Genomic DNA, 20,654 nt, shown 5'->3' on the forward strand with positions numbered 1-20,654 from the left:
ATCACTTTTTATTTTGATAAATTATTCACCTAGGAAAGAACGAAGCATCCAATTATGTTTCTCCACCGATTGACGAACTGCAATTAACATGTCGGCTGTACCTTCATCGCCCAATTCTTCTAAATCTTCAATGTCTTGATTTAATTCTGCACTTAAGGTATCAAAGTCCTGTGACAATGCACGAACCATATCTTCAGATTTTTTTTCCCCTGATGCTTCTTTAATTGTTGCAATTTCAAGATATTCTTTCATCGTAGCAACAGGTTCCCCGTTAAGTGTTAGCAGACGTTCTGCTATCTCGTCAATATGCTCAGCCGCTTCATTGTAAAGCTCCTCAAACTTTTCATGAAGCTTAAAGAAGTTAACTCCTTTAACATACCAATGATAATTATGTAGCTTAACAAATAATACATTCCAGTTAGCTACATGCCTGTTTAATATTGTTGCTGTTTTTTCTTGTGTCAACATGATCAACTCCCAAAATAATTTGTACATTACTTTATTTCCCCGAAAAAGTACAAAAATAAACAACTTTTTCATTGGTAATTATAAAAAAGGAGGATGAATATAGCAACTCATCCCCCTTTAAAAATAGATTGTTCACAGTTTATTCAAATTCTACTAACAAATCTCCTACTTGTATTGCTTCTCCATTTGAAACATGCATCTGCTTAATTACTCCGTTTTCTGGTGCTTGGACTGTAGTTTCCATCTTCATAGATTCAGTTATAAGAAGATGATCACCTTTTTTCACCTTATCTCCTTTAGTAACCAATGTTTTTACTACCGTTCCAGGCATTGTTGCCCCAATATGCTTTGTATTAGATTTATCCGCCTTCACCTTCTGTTCCACAAGTGATTCGATGCTCTCGTCACGTACTACTACTTCCCTTGGTTGTCCATTCAGTTCAAAATAAATTACTCTCGTTGCGTCTTTTTGAGCTTCCCCAATAGACACAAGCTTCACGATTAACGTCTTCCCTTGTTCTATCTCAACTTCAATTTCTTCTCCTAATCTCAACCCATAGAAGAACGTCAATGTATCTAGAACAGATAAATCACCATATTGACTAAGCATTTCATTATAATCGAGGTACACTTTCGGATAAAGTGCGTAAGACAAAATATCATGAATAGTAACTTGACGATCAAGTTTATGGAACAGCCTTTCTCGAACTTCATCTAAGTTTACAGGCTCTAGTTTTTCACCAGGACGCATCGTAATAGGTTCTCTGCCCTTTAAAATTACTTCCTGAAGTTTTGTTGGAAACCCTTGATAAGGCTGACCTAAATACCCTTGAAATAATTCAATCACAGAGTCTGGAAAATCGAGAGAACCCCCTTTTTCATATACGAGATCCTCCGTCAAATCATTTTGTACCATAAACAAAGCCATGTCTCCTACGACTTTTGATGAAGGGGTTACTTTCACAATATCACCAAACATATGATTTACCGTTTCATACATTTTTTTTACTTCGTCCCAGCGTTCACCTAACCCCACCGCTTTTGCTTGTTGTTGCAAGTTACTGTATTGTCCACCTGGCATTTCATGAGCATATATCTCCGAATGAGGTGAGTTCATACCACTTTCAAATGCTTGATAATATTTTCTAGTATCCTCCCAATAGCCATTCAATTCTTCTAACTGCTTAATATTTAAATGTGGTTGCCTCTCATGACCACTTAATGCATGATATAGAGAATTCATACTAGGCTGGCTTGTTAATCCAGACATAGCACTGATGGCAGTATCTACAATATCCACTCCAGCGTCAATAGCACGGGCATAAGTGTAGATGCCATTCCCACTCGTATCATGAGTATGAAGGTGAATTGGGATTTTCACGGTCTCTTTTAAGGCAGAAATTAATTCATAAGCAGCTTGCGGTTTCAATAACCCTGCCATATCTTTTATACCGAGAACGTGTGCCCCTGCCGCTTCAAGCTCTTTACCTAATGTTAGGTAATAATTTAAATCGTACTTAGGGCGGTCAGGATTTAATATATCTCCTGTATAACACATCGTAGCTTCTGCAATCTTTCCTGATTTTCTTACAGCATTAATTGCAGGAGCCATTCCTTTTACCCAATTTAAACTATCGAATATTCGAAATACATCAATACCAGCTTCTGCTGAATGCTGGACAAATTCATAAATTAAGTTATCTGGATAATTCTTATACCCAACAGCATTTGAGGCCCTTAATAACATTTGGAATAACACATTTGGAGCCTTTTCTCTAAGATGTATAAGTCGTTTCCAAGGGTCTTCATGTAAAAACCGCATGGATACATCAAAAGTCGCTCCTCCCCACATTTCCATGGAAAATAAGTTTGGTAAAATTCGTGCTGTAGGTTCTGCTATCTGTTTTAAATCTGTTGTTCGAACACGCGTTGCTAGTAGTGACTGATGAGCATCACGGAATGTAGTATCAGTCAATAATACTTCTTTCTGATCTTTTACCCACTCAGATAATCCATCAGCTCCTAGTTTATCCAACAACTGTTTTGTTCCATCTGGAATTGGTTCAAGCGAATTGATGCTAGGGTGTTTTCTTTCCTCCAATACAGGCTTCTTTTGAACTCCGACTCCTGGGTGTCCATTCACAGAAGTATGGCCGATGTAGGATAGCATCTTCGTACCTCGGTCTTTTGGTTTTGGAAAAACGAAAAGTTCAGGTGTTGTGTCAATAAAAGAGGTATTGTACTCCCCATTTAAAAACTTTTCATGTTGAACAACATTAACTAAAAAAGCGATATTAGTCTTTATACCTCGGATACGGAACTCTTTAAGGTTTCGAACCATTTTGTAAGCCGCGTTCTCAAAAGATAAAGCCCAAGTAGATACTTTTACTAATAAAGAGTCATAATGTGGAGAGATAATTGATCCTTGGAAGCCATTCCCTGCATCTAATCTAACACCAAAACCTCCACCAGAACGGTACACTGAAATCTTCCCTGTATCAGGTAAGAATTGGTTTTGTGGATCCTCCGTAGTTACTCGAGACTGTATAGCATATCCATGTGTATATACATCCTTTTGCTCAGGAATCCCAACCTCTGAACTATGTATATTCTTCCCATCTGCAATAAAAAGCTGTGATTGAACAATATCCACACCAGTAATCATCTCAGTAATTGTGTGCTCTACCTGGATCCTTGGATTCACTTCTATAAAAAAGAATTCTTCTTGATCTGTTACAAGAAATTCAACAGTCCCTGCATTAACATATTTAATTTTTTTCATTAATTCCAATGCAGACTCACAAATTAGCTCCCTTGCATGATTGGACAAAGAAACACTTGGAGCAATTTCCACAACCTTCTGATGCCTTCTTTGTACGGAGCAATCTCGCTCATAAAGGTGAACTATATTACCATGATGATCACCTAAAATCTGCACTTCTATATGTTTTGGATTTTCAACAAATCTTTCTACATATACTTCATCACTGCCGAATGCAGCTTTTGCCTCAGATTTAGCTCGATTATAAGATTCAACGAGGTCATCCATGCTACGAACGATTCTCATTCCCCGACCGCCACCGCCGAGAGCAGCTTTAATTATTATTGGAAAACCATGAAGATTAGCAAACTCCTCTACTTCAGATAAGGAAGTGACAGGACCATCTGTACCTGGTATAACTGGTATCCCTGCTGCTATAGCTGTTTTCCTAGCTTCCACTTTATCTCCGAACATTCTTAGATGCTCTGTTTCTGGCCCAATAAAAATAATACCTTCCTCTTCACAACGTTTTGCAAAATGAATATTCTCTGAAAGGAAACCATATCCAGGATGAATGGCATCAACATCATTCCGTTTTGCAATTTGAATGATCCCTTCAATATCCAGATAGGCGTCAATTGGCTTTTTTCCTTTTCCAACAAGGTATGCTTCATCGGCTTTATATCGATGATAGGCTCCAGTATCTTCATTCGAATATATGGCAACTGTTCTGATTTTAAGCTCTGTACATGCTCGAAAAATTCGAATAGCTATTTCCCCACGGTTTGCAACCAATACTTTATTGATTTTATCCATACGTATCATCCAGTCCACTCCTCATACATGTATTCTAATTTCGTTTTTTTTGAGCATGTTTCGTCCATTCTATTTTAATTCTATCTAAATGGATGATTTCCTTCAATTATCCAGCTCAATATGAGTAAATATTATAAAAATTCCTTATATTCGACAAAAAATAAAAAAACCAATTAGGAGGTTATCCTGATTGGTTATGATGTGAAACTATCTTATTGTCTTCTCAAAGAAGCTTCATGCAAGGCTGAAAGTTGTCTTTCTAATTTACCTAATAATTCTTTTCCATCTTCTTCTTTTATTAAGTTTAGACGGATTGCAAAATCAATTTCTCGTGATAAACCGAACATTTGTGTATCTAAAACTTCCTCATAAAGAGGGCATTGTGGCATTGTTAAGTTAGCCATCTGCACTTCAATTAGTTTTAGTATTTTCTGAGCATCTTCTTTTAGAAGGGCATAAGCTTTTTCGCTCTGTCCGGATAGGGTTTCTACTGACAACGGAATCCCTCCTCCTCTATAGATAAAAAACTCCTCTTATGCTTTATATTATCTTTTCCACTATAAAATTGCAATAGATGGGGGTTGTATAAAAGGAATTTAGTTAAAATATACTCAGATTATAACGTTCAGATAATGCTTCTAGTACTTTCATGCCAGCAATACTATTTCCTTTATCGTCCAGTGACGGACCATATATTCCAATACCAACACCATGAGGTACCGCGGCCATAATACCGCCTGAGACACCACTTTTTGCAGGGATTCCTACTTTTATAGCAAATTCACCTGATGCATTGTACATACCACATGTGACCATAAATGTTTTTAAAATTCTTGCTATATGCAATGGAATAATCGGTCTGTTAGTATCTACATCTTTCCCATCATTCGCTATAACATACCCAATTTTAGCCAAATCCTCACAATTGACTTCAATAGCGCACTGCTTCGTATATAGTTCCAATAAAGTTTCTACATTGTCGATAATTACACCATGCTGTTTCATAAAATAACATAGTGAGCGATTTAGATAAGCGGTGTCAAATTCTGATTTAGCCACATCTTCATTAACTGTAATGGAAGGATTCCCTGTAAGTTCTTGAATGAAAGACAAAAGCCTCTCTAGCTTTTCATCTATTGTTCTCCCTTCTATCATAGATGTAACCACAAGTGCACCAGCGTTAATCATTGGATTTAGTGGTTTAGATGGAGAGTGTGTCTCTAGTTTGATAATGGAATTAAAGGGATCACCGGTAGGTTCCTTACCAACTCTAGAAAAAACCTCTTCTTCTCCTAAATCCATTAAGGCTACTGCTAAGCTCAATACTTTAGAGATACTCTGTAATGTAAACTTCTCATTAATATCACCAGATGTTGTACAAACATTATTATTTTGAAATATCGCAACGGATAAAGTGTCCGGGTTTGCTAAGCTCAGTGCAGGAATATAGTCGGCAACTTTCCCTTGAGATGTATGCTTGTTTGCTTCCTCTACAATTGTATCAAGTGTTTCTTTATCATTACACATTTCCATCTTCTACTCCTCCTCCAAACTAAATCGCGACAAGTGACAAAATTTTCTACCACCATTATAATTAATAGGGACAGAAAGGAGAATTCAAATGTCTACGATAACTATTTCAGGTAATGTTCAACATACAATTACGATCGACCCAGGTGTATGGATTTTTGATGACAGGAAAGTGGATCTCGACACCTATTTTTCCCAAAAAACACAGAATCACAACGATAGGGAAGGAGAAAAATTAGCCAAAGCGTTTGACCTCCACCGAAAAGAGGGTGCATCAGTATTAACAAATGGAAATAATGTCACAGTTAGTAAAAAAGAGTTAACTGAAAAATCATATGGAATTCCCTTATTTCCCTTCTTAGAAAATGCAGCGCCATTAGATAATGCAAAAGAAGTGATTTTTGAACGGAGTGAAGGTGAAGATTTTACATGTCCAATAGAAGAAGCAAAAGAAGGTATAATTGGCTTTTCATTTAAAGGGAAACCTCTCTCTGAAAATGGACCACTACATTTTTATTATAACGATGGTTCCAATAAACAATCACCAATCAAAAACATATATAATATTAAAATTAAATAAGAAAAGCGACAGCGCCTTGGTCATCGGCCACAAAAACCGAGGGTATCCCATTATTAACACGCATGTGGGGTACCCTCTTTCTTGAATAAAATATACAATTAGAGCAAATCAGCAGCCATTTGCGCTAAATTTGAACGTTCTCCCTTTTCAAATTTCATATGGCCTGTTTCTGATAAATGTTTCAATCTTTCCGTAACGTAGGTTAATCCATTCGTATACTCGTCTAAATATGGATGGTCAATTTGTTTTGGGTCACCCATTAAAACAATTTTACTACCTTCCCCAACTCTCGTTAAGATGGTTTTCACTTCATGTTTGGTTAGATTTTGAGCCTCATCTATTATGATAAATTGATCTGGTATGCTACGTCCTCTAATATAAGTTAAAGCCTCTACTTCAATGGACCCCATTCCAGCCAGAATCTGCTCTAACTCACCTGGCTTTTTGGCATTAAATAAAAACTCTAAATTATCATATATAGGCTGCATCCATGGACGAAGCTTCTCATCTTTTTCACCAGGTAGAAAGCCAATATCTTTTCCAACTGGCACAACAGGACGTGCTACAAGTAGTTTCTTATATTTTTGCATATCTTCTGTTTGCGCCAAGCCTGCTGCAAGTGATAATAGCGTTTTCCCTGTACCAGCCTTACCTGCAAGAGTTACTAAAGGTATATCATCCCTTAATAATAATTCTAATGCCATCTTTTGTTGCACATTACGAGGACGGATTCCCCATATGGTGTCTTCCATATATACTAAAAGCTGAATAAACTTCATATCTTTACTACACATCGCCAACGCTGATTTAGAAGGATTTGTACTATCTTTTATTATATAAAATTGATTAGGATAAACATGATTTAAATCCGTTTCACTTATATTTAATTTCCTATTTTCATACAGTTTGTCTAACATATCTGGGGAAAACGTGACCTCATGATAACCAGCATATAAATGATCAAACTGTACAACCCTGTCACTTAAGAAGTCTTCTGCATGAATGCCGAGTGCATCTGCTTTCACTCGTAATAGAGCGTCCTTACTGACAAGTGTTACACTCCCAAGGTCCTCCTCCTCTTTTTCTACACTTAAATTTAATGCAACTGCCAGTATTCGATTGTCATTAGACCTTTCCAAAAAATAATTTTTCATTTTACCAAATGAGCGATGGTTTAATTCAACACGTAATCTCCCACCATTAGGCAATGGTACTCCTAAATGGAGCTTACCTTTTTCCCTCATTTCATCAATAATTCTTGCTACATATCTTGCATTTCTCCCTACTTCGTCCATATTTCGCTTTTTCGAATCCACTTCTTCCAGCACAACAGCTGGTATAATCACTTCGTGTTGTTCAAAGGCATAAATAGCCAATGGATCTTGTAGCAGGACGTTCGTATCTAAAACATATCTACGTGTATCCAACATCTCGCCTCCTACAGACTGAAAATATTTGTGATTTACTATAATCTATGTTGATAAGAATAAAGATAGACGCTGAATCAAACAATAGTAGGTAACTATATAAAAAAAGCGATGGATAAAGTAAGACCTTATGAGGTTGTTGGACTATAGTTGATGGAATTTCGTTTGAATCTGAAGTAGGACCAATTAAATACAAGGTGGCAGAGAAGAGCCATAGAAGTGTATTAACTAACAGGGAGATTTGAAGGAGAACAATAATATAAAAAAAGAGGCCTAGGCATATAAAGTGTTTAACTTAATTAATCGATTGGAATTTCAATGATTAAAGCACTTAGACCCTAGCCTCTATTTTCTTGAATAATTGTTAAGCTTTTTTCATAGCAGCCATCACTTGTTTATCAAGTTTTTCTGCTGCATCTTTATCATATGTTTTCTCATATTTAGGTTCCTGTGTGATCCGGGCACCATAAAACATGACATCCCTTACTTCAGCAACATCAATTTCCATTAATGCTAACTTTAATGGAACATCTTCCATTTTCTCTTGAAGAATCTTTGCTTTTCCTGCAATGGAATATGTAGATCCAGCTCCAACTAAGGTTAACGTTACACGAGGTTCTTTGCGGATATTTTCAACGATTCGTGAGCGATTATCTACAGAGAATCGGATTTTTGTCTCGTCCTGTGCATACACCCAAGATATTGCATTAACGTTAGGACCACCGTTTTCAAAGTCAACGGTTGCAAGAGTAACATATTGCTCTTGTCTTAAGAGGGGTAATAACTCCTCTGTTAATTTTGTTTCTACTTGATTAGCCATGTTATATCCTCCTTTATATCATCTTCAATATTACTATACCTATATTTACATTCAGATAAAACTATTCAGACTCATTTTTTAAAAAAATTATCATATATGAAACCATTGACTTGATTTCCATCGACTTACTCTCTGTTACCTCATAAAATTCAGGTGGTGTTAACATGAGTACTAATGATATAAAAGACCTTGAAAAGATAATCCATGAGCTTGAGAAATATACAAGGAGCCTTGAAAAGGCAGAGCAATTAGACTACAAGTTATCTCGCATAAATCGTACTTTGGAAAGAAGTAAAATTAGAGAAATTCTCTTAAACTACACTAATCCAAAGAGAGTTTTTTTTATAAATATTTTAGTTGGAATCGGGAGAGGTTTAGGACTAACTATTGGAACTGTCATTGTCTTATCTCTATTGGGTTTAATTCTTCGCCAATTTGTAGATGTTCCACTCATTGGGGAATGGATCAGTAATTTATTGGAATACGTTAACCTAGATCAACACCGTTCTTAGCAAAATAATACACAATTTTCTTATTTTTAATAAAACATGTTATAATAATTTCAACATACTTTTCCCAGAGAGGTGTATTATGAGAGTTAAGTGCGTCATATGTGACATTATCCAAAATATAGATGATTTTTCACCATTAGCAAAAAAGCTTCGTAACCGACCTATTCACACGTATATGTGTGACGAATGCAACAGCAGGATTGAAAAAAGAACGATTGAAAGAAAAGAAACGGGAAATTTTAAACAGTTTACTACTACTGAAAAAGAAGACGAGTGGATTCAATAAATAACAAAACCATTCAAAAAAGAAACTGAGAATTTCTCTCTCAGTTTCTTTTTATTACTCCTCCACTGCTTCTCCAGTATCTGTTTTGTGACGCTTCATTTGTAGCTTATAAACTCCTAATACTAATGTGGCAACAAATAGTGATTCAATTATCGGTAATATTAGTGCAAGAAGAGTTAACAAGATATTTCCTAGCAGCATAAGGATATATACGATTGCTTGCTTTAAAACAGGCAGTTTCCTTGCAAAGCCAAGATTAAAAACAATCACCGTCAATACTGTCACTATTAAATACATAATAGGAAAACCGAAGAAAAAGTTTTCTGGATTTGTAAGTCCTAGCATTTCAGCAATGGGGGTCATATTATAGGTAGGTGCATCTGCTACCGCAGCCAAAAAAAACAACATGTGTCGTTCACTCCTAATTATGTGACTAAATGAAATGTTAACAAAGTAATACAATATAAACTCAAACTAATTACCCTAATGAGTTCTAGTAGATTATATCATATACCTTCTACTTTTCTAAAAGGGAAATATCCGTTACACTATAAAAAAGGAGGTTGTTAACTGTGCAATCATTCAATTGGATTTCTTTTTTATTAGCTTTCTTAGGTACTACCGGTTTAGTACTCATTGGGATTGGTATCTCATTAGGCAGTTCTCCCTTAATAATTGGTGCAATTGTCCTAACTCTACTCTCAGTAGGCACAGGATTTGGCCTTAAAAGAAAAGGACAACAAGAGGTCGTCTGAGGTTTACCTTAGGCCCTCTTTTTTAGTTATGAAGTTTGTCCATCAGTAGTTCATGGATAGCCGGGTTTGCTGCAATGAAAGTATCCTTATTTAAGTAAGTTAGCTCTCTTCCTTCGTAATTAGAAACTATTCCACCAACTTCTTTCAAAATAACCGCTCCACCTGCTATATCCCAAGGATGTAACGCGAAGCTAATATAAGCTTCTAACCTTCCTGCTGCTACATATGCAATTTCCAATGCTGCAGAGCCATATGACCGAAACCCCCTAGCCTCTTTTACAAAATACTCCAGACGGCGATCCTCTAATATCCAGCCTACATTTACACTTAAAATGGACTCTTGTAGTGAAACATTCGAAACGGTATCGAGCTTTTTACCATTCACATACGCCCCATGTCCTTTTAGTGCAGTAAACAACTCATCTTTCATTACATCATAAATGAAACCAACCATCCCTACTCCCTCATGGTATATACCTAGAGAAACTGCAAAGAAGCACTCTTGATGAACAAAATTCACTGTTCCGTCGATTGGATCTAATATCCATACCGTTCCATTTAAATTACTAATCAACTCTGCTGAGCCCTCTTCACCCATTAATCGATGAGTTGGATACTTGTCCTTTAATTTCTCAATAAAAAACTCCTCTACTGCCTTATCAACATCTGTCACTAAATCATTTTGATTTGCCTTAGAAGAGACATTAATTGAGCTCTTCATTTTTTCCCTTATGTAGTCTCCAGCTTCTAATATCCACTCTTTTGATGTATTGTATATTTCATTCCAATCATTCAAGTCGATTTTACCCCCTAATCTTCTTTCGTTTTATAACATATATCACAAAATTGATTACTTCCGCAAATAAGTATAACTAAATTAAATTCATTAGATTGATAGCAGTAATTATTCTGTACCCCAAAAAAAGTGAACCTTACAAAAGGTCCACAAATATTTTTACTTTAAATACTCTATCCATTCTCTTCTTAAACGCTCCAGTTTCTGTTTACACTTCTTCACTTGCTCTTGATCGTTGGTTTGAAGCGCATCGAACAGTGTCAGGAGTTCGTAGTCAAGTTCCATCCTTAGAACAGATAATCGCTGTTTTCCGTTTTTTCTATTTATGGTTTGAATGACCTTCTCCATTGTTCCACCCCTTTTCTCCTTCATCAATGAGATGCTTACCAACGATGACTAATTTTCAATAATAGACTTGACCATCATTCGTTAACCATTCTTAAGAATAAGAATCTTTAATATAACCTATGTGTCTTATTTCAAATTTGGTACACATTTTTGGTGGTATTATACTTTTTCCACATTGTTAAGATTAGTAAACTCATCATCTACATTAATAATGCATACTTTTTTCCCTACATAAAATGATATGATAAACTGTTGTTGTTGGAGTCCATGATTATATTGCCTCTTTCTCAACGACCATATGCTACGAAGGGTATCCGTCGAGACAACTCGCAGCATTGCCGGATCCTTCACGGAAAGCGCAGCGAATACAATTACATCATGTCTATTATCACGGTAGGTCTAATAATATAAACGTTTATAAAGGAGAGAAATAAAATGAGTTTTAATGGATTTAATAAAGAAGATTTTGATGTATTTACTATTGACGGATTGGATGAAAGAATGGAAGGGATTCGAGAAAAAATACAACCTAAATTTAAAGAACTAGGTGAAGATTTAGCCCAACAACTTTCCATGTCCCTAGGCAATGAGATGTATTTACATATAGCTAAACATGCAAGGAGAAGCGTAAATCCTCCAAAAGATACATGGTTAGCAGTATGTCATAATAAGCGTGGATATAAGAAACACCCTCATTTCCAAGTGGGGCTATTCGACGACCACGTTTTTGTATGGCTTGCTTTTATCTATGAACTCCCTAACAAGCAAAATATTGCTCAAACTTTCTTAAATCATTTAGATACTGTTACTGATATTCCTAATGAATATGTCATTTCACAGGATCATATGAAAAAAGATGCCATGCTGGTGGATAAAATGAATGAAGAAGATTTCAAGAAAACGTTAGAAAGATTTCGTGACGTGAAAAAAGCAGAGTTTTTAGTTGGAAGACACTTTCCAGTGGGAGATACAATTTTAAACGATGGACAAGCTTTAACAAAAGAAGTCATTGCTACATATGAAAAACTTCTGCCTCTGTATAAGCTTGCGATGCAAGAAGCTGAAATTGGATCATTATAAAAAGGAAACAGTTAATCTAATAAAAATCTTGGGTGATAATCATTCATTTCACCCAAGTTTTTATGAACTATTAAAAAAATAATGCTACATTATTATCATTTTTTCTTCACTTTCCTTTGCTTTTTTAACTACATGGTATGGGGATTGGTTTGTCTGTTTTTCATATTCTTTAAAACTTTGTTTCTCCTCATCCTTGCCTGGAACAACCTCTTTAAAACGACGATATAATTTAAGTAATGCCTCCTTTTCAACACCTTTACGGTACGCCTTATCAATGGAATCATAGAAATTTACTACATCTACAACTTCCTCCTTATTCCAATCAATTGAAATAGGTATAATAACATCGTCCTTCATGAAACCACCCTTTCATAAATATTTCTTTGCAAGACTTCATCAATTTGGTATACTCTTTTTGCTTTAATAAAAGGATATCAAATAAGGCATTCTTTTAATACACGATTTCATTTGAGGTGAATACGATTGTCCAATCCAAAACAACATAATACCCCATTATTTGACGGCTTACTTGCACATGTTAATACAAAACCAATCCAATTTCATATACCTGGCCATAAGGGTGGTAAGGGGATGGATCCACAATTTAGAGATTTCATTGGCGAAAATGCCCTTTCTTTAGATTTGATAAATATTGAACCACTAGATGACCTTCACCATCCAGGTGGAATGATTAAAGAAGCACAAGAATTAGCTGCCGAAGCTTTTGGTGCTGATTATACATTCTTTTCTGTCCAAGGGACGAGTGGCGCAATTATGACCATGATAATGAGCGTCTGTGGACCAGGCGAAAAAATCATTGTGCCAAGAAACGTTCATAAGTCAATCATGTCTGCGATTGTATTTTCTGGTGCTACACCAATATTTATACACCCTGAAATAGATGATAAATTAGGGATTTCACATGGGATTACAACGGAATCTGTTGAAAAAGCATTAAGAGCTCACCCAGACGCAAAAGGACTCCTTGTGATTAATCCAACTTATTTCGGTGTTTCTGCTAATCTAAAAGATATCGTAGATATAGCGCATTCCTATTATGTCCCTGTTTTAGTTGATGAAGCACATGGGGTGCACATTCATTTTCACGAAGATTTACCTTTATCAGCTATGCAGGCAGGCGCTGATATGGCAGCTACCAGTGTCCATAAACTCGGTGGATCTATGACCCAAAGTTCTGTTTTAAACGTCCAGGGATCACTTGTATCACCAAACCGCGTACAAAGCATTATTAGTATGTTAACTACAACTTCAACTTCTTACTTATTATTAGCATCTTTAGATACAGCAAGGAGACAACTTGTAACGAATGGTAAACAACTTTTAACCAACGTCATATCTATTGCTGATGATACTAGAAAACGATTAAATGAAATTCCTGGTATATATTGCCCTGGAACAGAAATGTTGAATGACGGGGCAATTTACGATATGGATCCAACTAAATTAACCATATCCATTAAAGGCTTAGGTGTGACTGGACATGATGTGGAATTGTGGTTGAGGGAGAAGTATAAAATTGAGGTAGAACTTTCTGATCTATACAACATTCTCTGTATCATTACGATAGGAGATACCCATGATAAAACAGAAATACTGCTTAGCGCTTTAGAGACACTTTCCAAAGAGCAATTAGCCAAAATGGACAACCATGAACCTAAAAAGGTAAATGTACATGTACCAAATATACCAACTCTGGCCTTATCTCCTCGAGATGCTTTCTACGCAGAAACTGAAGTTATTACATTAAAACACTCTGCTGGAAGAATAAGTGCCGAATTTGTTATGGTTTATCCACCAGGTATTCCTATTTTAATTCCTGGAGAAATTATTGACGAAGAGAACTTAACTTACATCGCGAAAAACATTGAAGTTGGGCTACCAGTCCAGGGTCCAGAGGATGGAAGTCTGAAAAACATAAGAGTAATTAAAGAACACAAGGCTATTTTTTAATAAACATAGATAAGTTAGAACATAAAGAAGCTGGGACTAAAGTGTTGTCCCAGCCTGTTTTCTATATATAACCCCTTAATTATATCTATTTCCTGTTTGCAGATTTACCCCTATTCACAGAACAGTTTTCACAACATTTCCCATACAAAGTAACAACCTTTTCACATTCATAATAACCAATTACCTCTTCACAAGTTTGGCACACGATACTACCCATTAGAACCCCACCCCTTCATAATAGTAAGCGTTATCATTGTTCATTATTAATTTTAGTATGACACATTATTCATGTCAACAGTTTTGTGTATAACACTTTAATTAACACAAGCCTATTTTTGCTTTCTATAACTGATTAATGACTCATATATAGGCTATATTAGGTAACTATTACGTTTTGAAGAAGAAACGGTAACATAAAGCGAAATACTAGATGACAAACAATCAAGATTTAATAAATCTTCTAAATTAAAATGCCCTCTCATGTAACTAGTAAGTCACATAAGAGGACATCTTCCACTTTCAGTCCGTGTATTGGGGTTCCATTGACGTTAACGGTAAAATTTCTTTAAAAAAGTCGGATATTGAGATTGCTTCCTTCTCATCAGAGAGATGAAGAAGTTGTTGAATATGCTCTACGTCCTCTGCATCATTCGCGCACATGAGAAAGGAGCGTCCTGTTTGCATACAAGTAATAAGTGGCTTCCCAAAAAATGAATTAGTATACATGATTGAAAAATCATAACGGGCTAATTCTGTTGTCATCCCAATAAACCTTACATTCACTCGCTCTGTATCATCATAAAGCCTCTCATATTGTTCCATCAGAACTGAACTCTCCTTTCAATTTTAATTTTCTGAATATTCTAATTATAAATTATAAATTGTAATTATGCAATCACCTAGATCACATTTTATTCAAAAGTCTGCTGTTTTGCCTCAATAAATCTTATTAACTCATCTATAAACTCAATATCTTGCGTAGAGAAGGAGTATTGCTCATTCATTGTACGTATTCCAAGTACATACTTTAATTGTGTATTTGAAAAGATTGGGGCAAAAATCATTTGATTATCCTTTACGTTAATTAGGATAGTAGCTCTTAAGTAACAAAGTGATATAAATCCGAAACCAAACACCTGCTTATTATATTCATCGTTTGAACTTAAATGATATAAGAGCTTCATATCTAATCCATCATTATATGTAATATATAAAGAGAGTTTAAAGCATTTCTCAGTAACGCGGTAAATAGCTTGTAGTACTTTCTTGAAAAAATCCGTTTCGCTACTAGCGTAATCAAATGCAAGACCTACTTCCAACCTTAATTGATCTAGTAATTCTGATTTCTTCATCATTCACCCCCACCTTTCCTATTTTATAGATGGTTAATAAATCATATCATAATCCCTCTAAATATCATGTCATGTTTTGTCATAACAATGTCATTTATATTCAGTAATGATTTAATATATACTCGAAAGTTTTTTTACAGTACAGTAAGTTAACCATAGAATTATTGTAATTTAATTCGCTACAAGCTACTCCCTTTCCATTGGCAATAAAAAGAGGCTATCCTATATGATCATTTTTCAATGACCTCTGGGACAACCTCTAGATATCTATCTTATTTAATTAAAGCAGGGTCAACTATTTCAAAACCTTGTTCCCTTAAGCCTACAACAATATCATGCAGTGCATCTTTCGTCCATTCCCTATCATGCATTAATAAATTTGCACCATTCGTTAATGAAACATTTGCACCGTCTTTCCCCGGATCTAACATGATTTCCGTTAATGCATCTGCTTCCATATATGGTGACTCCCAATCAAACCCATAACTCCAATTCATCCACTGCATTTCTTCCTCTTCCAAAATCTCCCTAGACTCATCTGTATTTCTTCCATAAGGAGCTCGGAAAAATCTAGGCCTCTCTCCAATGATCTCTTCAATTAGATCATTTAGTTCAACAATTTCTTTGCGTTGTTCTTCAGGAGTTAAGGAGGCCAACCCTGGATAACTCCCTGCATGGTTCATAGTATGATTACCAATTTCAAAGCCCATCTCATATATTTCTTTTAATATAGCTCTATTTTCTGCATGTTCATTCTCATCTTGTATATATCTGCCGTTAATAAAAAAGATTGCTTTTGCATCCAAATCCATTAATATTTGCGCCATTTCCAAGGCGTTATTATGATTAGCATCATTAAAAGAGTCATCTATGGTTAATAGAACAACATTTGGAGATGTTTCCTCATCAATTGGTCTAACTGTAGATCCGTCCATTTGATATAATGGCTCAGTTACTTCAGCAACCTCTTCTTCCTCTTCTAAACCTTCATCCTCATGAGAACCCTCATCTCGCTCTTCTGTATCACTTTCTTCTTCTATAGATCCATCTTCTTGCCTTTCATCAGAGTCTTCATGTAATTCAGGTTCTTGCTCCTCCGAACCATTATCCGTATCGTCTAGATCTACCTCGTCACTATCATCATCTCCGCCATTACAAGCTGCAAAGAGAATAAGAGATAAAATAATTACTAATAAACCCCACTTTTTCATTTCATTCATCCTTTCTACTATCTAATTTGAATTCTATCACAAGACATAAGTAAGGGAAAATAAACATTTCATACTAATTTTATGTCGTATAGAAAAAACTATATTACACATAATGTGTATTAGTCTTGTCCCTTCTTGATATACAGCTATAACAATATAGATTTAAGGTAGGTGGTTGCTTTGAAAAAATTAACACCAGTATTTATAATCTCAGTAATTATAGCGTCAGCTTTCATATTATGGGGAGCTATCGCTCCAAATAATCTTCATGCAGTAACATCACATATTCAAGGCTTTATTACAAGTAACTTTGGGTGGTTCTATTTACTTGCTGCCACAAGTTTTCTAGTATTTGCTCTTATATTAATTGTTAGCCCTGTCGGACGTATTAAATTAGGTAAACAAGAAGATGAACCAGAATATAACTATTTAACATGGTTTTCATTCTTATTTACAGCTGGTATGGGAATAGGACTTGTCTTTTGGGGAGCGGCAGAACCTTTGTATCACTTCCATTATCCAGCCACCTCTGAGGGCTTAGAGCCAACATCAAGAGCCGCTGCTGGGGTGGCGATTCGTTATTCCTTTTTCCACTGGGGATTACACCCTTGGGCAATATATTCTGTTGTCGCCCTTTCTCTTGCTTATTTTAAATTCAGAAAAGGTTCCGCAGGAGTTGTAAGTGCAACCTTTGAACCCATTCTAGGTGATAAAATTAATGGAGCTATCGGAACAACAATTAACGTCATTGTTGTCTTTGCCACTATTTTTGGTGTAGCTACATCATTAGGTTTTGGTACTGCACAGATTAGTGGAGGTCTCTCAAACGTGTTTCGTTTTGAAAACTCAGCTTTTTTACAGTTGATGATTATTCTTATAATCACAATTCTTTATATGGTTTCCTCACAAACAGGGTTAGACAAAGGCATACGCATTTTGAGTAAAGCCAATATTTACTTAGCCCTATTCTTAATGTTGTTTCTTTTATTTTCAGGTCCAACAAATTTTATTATGAATACTTTTACCCAAACACTTGGCAGCTATATTCAAAACTTAGTAAGAATGAGTTTCCAGCTGGATACATTTAATCCTGAATCAACTTGGGTTGAAGATTGGACTATTTTTTACTGGGCATGGTGGATTGCTTGGGCACCATTTGTTGGCTCATTTATAGCACGAGTATCTAAAGGCAGAACCATTCGTGAATTTATTATCGGAGTAATTGCAGTGCCAACGATTTTCGGTGCTTTATGGTTTGCTGTATTCGGAGGAACTGCAATTAATCTAGAGCTCATGGAAGGCTTGGATATCATGAGTGTAATTGAGGATCCATCTCAAGGAATGGAAGTTGCATTGTTCGTTGTACTTCAAGAATATAATTTTGGATTAATTATGTCTGGCATTGCCATATTATTAATAGCCTCATTCTTTATTACATCGGCAGATTCAGCAACCTTTGTATTAGGAATGCAAACTACAAACGGAAGCTTAAATCCTCCTAACAGCGTGAAATTTGTATGGGGGTTAATTCAATCAGCTACTGCAGCTGTACTCCTATGGTCTGGAGGACTAGAAGCTTTACAGACAGCATCTATTATTGCAGCCTTCCCTTTTACCATCATTATGATTTTCATGATATATAGTTTAGTAAGGGCTCTTAGGGCAGAAAAAATACCTCCAAGAAAAGTAAAAAATTATGATTAATAATTAATTACATCTTTTAGTTGACGCATGGAACCTGACTCCATGCGTTTTTTTCTAATTGCGGTTACTTCAATAGTAAGAACAATTCTTTTGGTGGTACGTTGACGAAATGCTTTCATTTACATAACAGTTTTGTTACGAATGATCTATTTTGATCCGAAAGTGATAAGATGTAATAGATGGACGATGTATCTTGAGAAAGTAAGGTGACAGGATGAAGATTGTAAAGTTAACTATTATATTGGTTGTTTTCAGCATATTATTTGGCTGTCAAACAAATGAGGCATCTAATCAGCACAGTGATGACGACCAACCACCATTTCATGTTGAAAATTTTTATTCTAGTCCGGTCACATTTCTTTTTTCAAATGATGAACGAATAGAAGAGGAAGCTAGCTATTATGATGCTTTATTAACCTTCCAACGAAAATATCCAGGACAACTTAGTTCTGTAAAAATAGTTTCTACTACTGAAAAACAATTAGCTGAGTACTATGATATTATTGTTTATCCGACCCTATTAGTCATTGATGAATTCGGTATCAAAATGCGAATTGAAGGATTTAAAGAAACGAATGAAATTTTCAGTATGTTAGAAGACGAATTGGTAGAAATAATTGAGGATATATCATAACTTATATTAAATTTTAGCTCCTATTAGTTAGGAGCTTTTTAACTATAAGGCTCTGTTAAACAGTTAAATTTTAGTTACAGGCACTCATCTCCCGCAGGCGGCTGGTAAGCCTTTTCCTCGATGGCTTATCCTTTACAGAGCCAAAAAAAGTGTCCTAATATGGCAATTGCCATACTAGAACACTTAAGTTTAATTATTTTACAATATGGATTGGCATACCTAAAGCAACTTCAGCAGTTTCCATCGTAATTTCACCTAAAGATGGATGTGCATGGATAGTCAACGCAAGATCTTCTGCAGTCATTCCAGCTTCAATTGCTACACATGCCTCAGAAATCATATCTGATGCATTTGCACCTGCAATTTGTACACCTAATACAAGACCATCTTCTTTTCGTGTCACCATTTTCATGAAACCTTCTGTCTCATTTAAAGATAGTGCACGACCATTAGCTGCAAATGGGAATTTAGATGCAACGACATCATATCCTTCATCTTTTGCTTCTTGCTCTGTTAAACCTACTGTTGCTAATTCAGGACCTGAGAATACAACAGCTGGAATTGCTGTATAGTCAATTACTGAAGGTTCACCAGCAATTGCCTCAGCTGCAACTTTAGCTTCATAGGAAGCTTTGTGCGCTAATTGAGGTCCTGGGGCAATATCACCAATAGCAAAGATGTTTTTTACGGAAGTTCGGCACTGATTATCAACTTTAACAATACCTTTTTCATCTATTTCTACACCAGCTTGCTCTAAGCCTAGCTCATCTGTATTAGGGCGACGTCCAACAGTGACAAGAAGAATATCTCCGTCAAATTCTTCTTCCTTACCTTTAACTTCAGCCTTTACTTTTATTCCATCAGCTGTTTCCTCCATGGATTGAGCAAATGCTTCTGTTTTAATTGTAACACCCATATTTTTCAAACGCTTAGCAACAAGTTGGCTCATTTGTTTTTCGAACCCGGGAAGAATTGATTTAGTCCCTTCAAGGATAGTTACTTCAGAGCCAAGATCAGCATAAGCTGAACCAAGTTCAATTCCAATATAACCTCCACCGATTACAATCAACTTCTTAGGAACTTCTTTTAGTGAAAGTGCTCCAGTAGAAGAAACGACTCTTTCACTCCACTTAAATGCTGGAAGTTCAATTGGTTGAGAACCAGTTGCAACAATACAGTTGTTAAACTTGTATGTTTGAGAGGATTTTTCATCCATAATACGAACTGTGCTTTCATCAACAAAGTAGGCTTCACCTTTAACGATATCTACTTTGTTTCCTTTTAGTAATCCTTCAACACCACCTGTTAGCTTTTCAACAACAGATTGTTTCCATTTCTGTACCTTTGAGAAATCAAGATTCACTTCTCCTACAGAAATCCCCATATCTTCTGAATGGTTAGCTTTATGAAAACGATGTCCTGCCTCGATAAGAGCTTTAGATGGGATACATCCTACATTTAAACAAACTCCACCTAAGTTTTCACGTTCTACAACTGTTACTTTTTGTCCTAACTGTGCTGCACGAATTGCTGCAACATATCCCCCTGGTCCGGAACCAATAACTAGTGTATCTACTTCAATCGGAAAATCTCCTACTACCAT

At 35.8% G+C, this 20,654-nt stretch carries 23 protein-coding genes; 8 read left to right on the plus strand and 15 right to left on the minus strand.

The features are described from left to right. Positions 1-21: 21 nt before the first annotated feature. From BW724_RS14160 to glsA, 4 genes are all read right to left on the minus strand, one after another. The gene (locus BW724_RS14160; protein WP_088077939.1) at positions 22-465 is read right to left on the minus strand and encodes a Dps family protein; all 444 of its coding nucleotides are present in this window, start codon (positions 463-465) and stop codon (positions 22-24) included. Positions 466-607: 142 nt separating this feature from the next. Continuing rightward, positions 608-4,045, minus strand: a complete 3,438-nt coding sequence (gene pyc / locus BW724_RS14165) for a pyruvate carboxylase (protein ID WP_246596080.1) — start codon at positions 4,043-4,045, stop codon at positions 608-610. 212 nt (positions 4,046-4,257) lie between these two features. Further along, positions 4,258-4,542, minus strand: coding sequence for an Fpa/YlaN family protein (locus BW724_RS14170; protein ID WP_088075838.1), 285 nt, complete (start codon positions 4,540-4,542; stop codon positions 4,258-4,260). 103 nt (positions 4,543-4,645) lie between these two features. After that, positions 4,646-5,572 (minus strand): glutaminase A, encoded by a 927-nt coding sequence (gene glsA / locus BW724_RS14175; protein WP_417891406.1) that lies wholly within the window; start codon positions 5,570-5,572, stop codon positions 4,646-4,648. Positions 5,573-5,666: 94 nt separating this feature from the next. On the opposite strand from glsA, the gene BW724_RS14180 reads away from it, so the two are divergent. Next, positions 5,667-6,155, plus strand: a complete 489-nt coding sequence (locus tag BW724_RS14180; RefSeq protein WP_088075840.1) for a hypothetical protein — start codon at positions 5,667-5,669, stop codon at positions 6,153-6,155. Between the two features lie 98 nt (positions 6,156-6,253). Here BW724_RS14180 and BW724_RS14185 read toward each other — a convergent pair whose 3' ends face one another. Together BW724_RS14185 and BW724_RS14190 are read right to left on the minus strand one after the other, a co-directional pair. Beyond that, positions 6,254-7,585 (minus strand): PhoH family protein, encoded by a 1,332-nt coding sequence (locus tag BW724_RS14185; protein ID WP_417891396.1) that lies wholly within the window; start codon positions 7,583-7,585, stop codon positions 6,254-6,256. 361 nt (positions 7,586-7,946) lie between these two features. Continuing rightward, entirely contained in the window at positions 7,947-8,402 is a 456-nt protein-coding gene (locus BW724_RS14190) for a pyridoxamine 5'-phosphate oxidase family protein (RefSeq protein WP_088075842.1), read from the minus strand. Positions 8,403-8,566: 164 nt separating this feature from the next. On the opposite strand from BW724_RS14190, the gene BW724_RS14195 reads away from it, so the two are divergent. Beyond that, positions 8,567-8,914 carry a DUF5665 domain-containing protein gene (locus tag BW724_RS14195; RefSeq protein ID WP_088075843.1) on the plus strand — a complete coding sequence of 116 codons (348 nt, stop codon included), beginning with the start codon at positions 8,567-8,569 and terminating at the stop codon, positions 8,912-8,914. A gap of 79 nt (positions 8,915-8,993) precedes the next feature. Further along, entirely contained in the window at positions 8,994-9,200 is a 207-nt protein-coding gene (locus BW724_RS14200) for a YlaI family protein (RefSeq protein ID WP_088075844.1), read from the plus strand. 54 nt (positions 9,201-9,254) lie between these two features. Here BW724_RS14200 and BW724_RS14205 read toward each other — a convergent pair whose 3' ends face one another. Then, positions 9,255-9,608: a YlaH-like family protein gene (locus tag BW724_RS14205; protein ID WP_088075845.1), complete on the minus strand. Its 354-nt coding sequence runs from the start codon at positions 9,606-9,608 to the stop codon at positions 9,255-9,257. Positions 9,609-9,772: 164 nt separating this feature from the next. Between BW724_RS14205 and BW724_RS14210 the strand changes: the two genes are divergently transcribed. After that, positions 9,773-9,955: a DUF5325 family protein gene (locus BW724_RS14210; protein ID WP_088075846.1), complete on the plus strand. Its 183-nt coding sequence runs from the start codon at positions 9,773-9,775 to the stop codon at positions 9,953-9,955. A gap of 22 nt (positions 9,956-9,977) precedes the next feature. Here BW724_RS14210 and BW724_RS14215 read toward each other — a convergent pair whose 3' ends face one another. Continuing rightward, a complete protein-coding gene (locus BW724_RS14215) occupies positions 9,978-10,751 on the minus strand; it encodes an inositol monophosphatase family protein (RefSeq protein WP_088075847.1) in 774 nt (257 codons plus the stop codon). Between the two features lie 159 nt (positions 10,752-10,910). Further along, a complete protein-coding gene (locus BW724_RS14220; protein WP_088075848.1) occupies positions 10,911-11,099 on the minus strand; it encodes a hypothetical protein in 189 nt (62 codons plus the stop codon). Positions 11,100-11,534: 435 nt separating this feature from the next. On the opposite strand from BW724_RS14220, the gene BW724_RS14225 reads away from it, so the two are divergent. Then, positions 11,535-12,179, plus strand: coding sequence for a YktB family protein (locus BW724_RS14225; RefSeq protein ID WP_088075849.1), 645 nt, complete (start codon positions 11,535-11,537; stop codon positions 12,177-12,179). An 84-nt stretch (positions 12,180-12,263) separates the two neighbouring features. On the opposite strand, the gene BW724_RS14230 is transcribed toward BW724_RS14225, so the two are convergent. After that, positions 12,264-12,536 (minus strand): UPF0223 family protein, encoded by a 273-nt coding sequence (locus BW724_RS14230; protein WP_088075850.1) that lies wholly within the window; start codon positions 12,534-12,536, stop codon positions 12,264-12,266. A gap of 126 nt (positions 12,537-12,662) precedes the next feature. Between BW724_RS14230 and BW724_RS14235 the strand changes: the two genes are divergently transcribed. Further along, on the plus strand, positions 12,663-14,150 hold the full coding sequence (locus BW724_RS14235) for an aminotransferase class I/II-fold pyridoxal phosphate-dependent enzyme (protein ID WP_088075851.1): 1,488 nt from the start codon (positions 12,663-12,665) through the stop codon (positions 14,148-14,150). A gap of 85 nt (positions 14,151-14,235) precedes the next feature. On the opposite strand, the gene BW724_RS14240 is transcribed toward BW724_RS14235, so the two are convergent. The 4 genes from BW724_RS14240 to BW724_RS14255 form a co-directional block, all read right to left on the minus strand. Next, positions 14,236-14,367 carry a GapA-binding peptide SR1P gene (locus BW724_RS14240; RefSeq protein ID WP_088075852.1) on the minus strand — a complete coding sequence of 44 codons (132 nt, stop codon included), beginning with the start codon at positions 14,365-14,367 and terminating at the stop codon, positions 14,236-14,238. A gap of 302 nt (positions 14,368-14,669) precedes the next feature. Next, positions 14,670-14,972, minus strand: a complete 303-nt coding sequence (locus BW724_RS14245) for a DUF3055 domain-containing protein (protein ID WP_088075853.1) — start codon at positions 14,970-14,972, stop codon at positions 14,670-14,672. A gap of 89 nt (positions 14,973-15,061) precedes the next feature. Further along, entirely contained in the window at positions 15,062-15,505 is a 444-nt protein-coding gene (locus BW724_RS14250) for a hypothetical protein (protein ID WP_088075854.1), read from the minus strand. A gap of 269 nt (positions 15,506-15,774) precedes the next feature. Beyond that, positions 15,775-16,713 carry a polysaccharide deacetylase family protein gene (locus BW724_RS14255; protein ID WP_088075855.1) on the minus strand — a complete coding sequence of 313 codons (939 nt, stop codon included), beginning with the start codon at positions 16,711-16,713 and terminating at the stop codon, positions 15,775-15,777. A gap of 180 nt (positions 16,714-16,893) precedes the next feature. Here BW724_RS14255 and BW724_RS14260 point away from each other — a divergent pair, with 180 nt between their 5' ends. Together BW724_RS14260 and BW724_RS14265 are read left to right on the plus strand one after the other, a co-directional pair. Beyond that, positions 16,894-18,417: a glycine betaine uptake BCCT transporter gene (locus BW724_RS14260; protein WP_088075856.1), complete on the plus strand. Its 1,524-nt coding sequence runs from the start codon at positions 16,894-16,896 to the stop codon at positions 18,415-18,417. Between the two features lie 214 nt (positions 18,418-18,631). After that, positions 18,632-19,051, plus strand: coding sequence for a hypothetical protein (locus tag BW724_RS14265; RefSeq protein WP_088075857.1), 420 nt, complete (start codon positions 18,632-18,634; stop codon positions 19,049-19,051). A gap of 193 nt (positions 19,052-19,244) precedes the next feature. Here BW724_RS14265 and lpdA read toward each other — a convergent pair whose 3' ends face one another. Beyond that, entirely contained in the window at positions 19,245-20,654 is a 1,410-nt protein-coding gene (lpdA, locus tag BW724_RS14270) for a dihydrolipoyl dehydrogenase (RefSeq protein ID WP_088075858.1), read from the minus strand.

It is taken from the genome of Litchfieldia alkalitelluris (assembly GCF_002153425.1).
Taxonomy (GTDB): Bacteria; Bacillota; Bacilli; order Bacillales; family Salisediminibacteriaceae; genus Evansella; species Evansella alkalicola.